This is a genomic window from Moorena sp. SIO4A1, assembly GCF_010672065.1.
Lineage (GTDB): Bacteria > Cyanobacteriota > Cyanobacteriia > Cyanobacteriales > Coleofasciculaceae > Moorena.
In genome coordinates, this window is the sequence record NZ_JAAHHX010000395.1 from 1 (window position 1) to 1,972 (window position 1,972).

The 1,972-nt window shown below is 40.7% G+C and carries 1 protein-coding gene and 1 pseudogene; one reads left to right on the top strand and one right to left on the bottom strand.

What is annotated here, in order from left to right:
• Positions 1-987: 987 nt before the first annotated feature.
• Complete coding sequence (gene lepB, locus F6K53_RS38645; protein WP_293057534.1) at positions 988-1,620, bottom strand: signal peptidase I; 633 nt, start codon at positions 1,618-1,620, stop codon at positions 988-990.
• A 164-nt stretch (positions 1,621-1,784) separates the two neighbouring features.
• Between lepB and F6K53_RS38650 the strand changes: the two are divergent.
• Positions 1,785-1,972, top strand: a pseudogene (locus tag F6K53_RS38650) (S-layer homology domain-containing protein); the annotation flags it as partial.

The following is a 1,972-nucleotide window of genomic DNA, read 5'->3' on the forward strand; positions in this document are numbered from 1 at the left end:
CTTCATTACATTTAACTAGACTTTTATCTCGACAAAAGGATGAATTGTTATGATTCACAAAATCATCATTTTGTAATATATAAGTTTTATTTATATTAATTAGTTACTAGTAAAAAATAATTAAAAAATTGACTAATTTACTAAACTATAATGATTTTAAAATAACTAAGTTAATCAATAAACTTTAGACTTATTTGGGGTTGAATTTGATAACTAAGTACCTGGACAAAAATAAACCTCGCTATATTAACTTGTGTAAAGTTGCCAAAAGTCCCTCTGCTCCCTGCTCCCTGCTCCCTGCTCCCTATTTAAAGAGTTAATTTTAGTTTTGTCCGACTACTTAAGTACTTACCCAATAAATCTAAATAAAGGCGTTTATTTACCAGTTTTGCCTAAGGGTTTTGCACTTGCTACCGACCTACATATAGCAGAAGTCAGAAGTCAGAAGTCAGAAGTCAGAAGTCAAACTCTTGCGCTTACTTAGGTTTGAGACTTTTGTCATGTCCGCGCCTGCCCTGGCGACTGCTGTAATTAGGCGCACATCTTGCGGGCAAAAGCAAAGCGCCCCTACAAATGATTTGTGTTTCAATCATTTGAGAAGCGCGATCGCAATCTAGTCGCTACCGATAATTAGTAAGTAACTCCTGATGTCGATTAAAGTTAGCCTTGTGATCTCAAGGCTTGAAAAAATTAGCTTGAACAGCAAGCATTATTAGTTGAACGAAATTAGATAGTTTTACCATCTAATTCGCATCCGGCCTAAGTATGAAAATTGATTAGTTAAACTTATAGTAATTTCCGAAATCCGTAGAGGGCTTAAGTTCACACAAGCTTAATATTAGTAATGGGTAATTGGTCATTGTAATTACTGGCTACTCATTACCCATTACCCATTACCCATTACCCATTACCCACTTGGGGATGTGATCACGATACCAAGGAGCTTGATATTAACCGAAAATTTACCGAGATGTTGAAGGGCGAAGTTCAGATCGAACCAAGTTCACTAAAGGGCCAAAAACGGAAACAGGCACGACCAATGACTTTGTCTTTACCTAGAAAACCCCAAACATGGGAATCGTTGCTATTGTTGCGGTTGTCTCCCATCACAAACAAGTAATTTTCTGGCACCTGCACCAGTCCCATCTGATAACTGGGAGGTTGGGCAATGTAGTCCTCGTCTAGAGGAGTACCGTTGCGATAAACTTTGCCATCTTTGACTTGAACCGTATCACCGGATGTGCCAATCACCCGCTTGATGAAAGCTTGGTCTTTTGAGTAACCCAAAATTTGTAATTGTGGCGGTATTTCAAACACAATAATGTCACCGGCTTTTGGGGTATGGAAACGGTAAGAGATTTTTTCCACCACTAAGCGATCGCCTACTCCCAAAGTCGGGTACATGGAATCCGAGGGAATGTAGCGAGGTTCTGCCACAAATACTCGAATCAATAGAGCTAAGGCTAGTGCGATCGCAATAATTTGGAAATTTTCCTGTACTTGCTTCCAAAATGGCGTGCCACCCTTGTCCGATTGTTGACTCTGAGCATCTGCTTGCTGCTCCTGAACAGATTCAGAAGATTCACTCGGTGCTGCTAATTTCTTTTTCTGTGCATCCATACAAGATTTAAATTTACAGACATTTAAATTGACAATAGTGGGTATTGTGACCTCGCCCTTTCCCTAAACATCTTTCCTAGTTTGGCAACTCAGCCAGGATAACACGCTTGATTGCCCTTTTGTGAATTTGCGTTAGTTTAGGAGGTAAGTACTGTTGTTGGACAATGCCCGTGCTGTTTCCACACTCTGTCCTACGTGCGAGTTTAGCGGTTTGTCTTCTGGGTTTGTTGAGTGCCTGCGCCAACACTAACCTAGGTGACGCTTTGCAGCGGTCTTTGGGAGCAGACCCCACACTGAAGGATAACCCACCCAAAAACTTGGGTGGGCCATCTCCAAATAAGCCTCAAACTAC

Excerpts from the sequence above, each read along its gene's own strand:
- lepB (WP_293057534.1), bottom strand. The coding sequence starts at position 1,620 with ATGGATGCACAGAAAAAGAAATTAGCAGCACCGAGTGAATCTTCTGAA.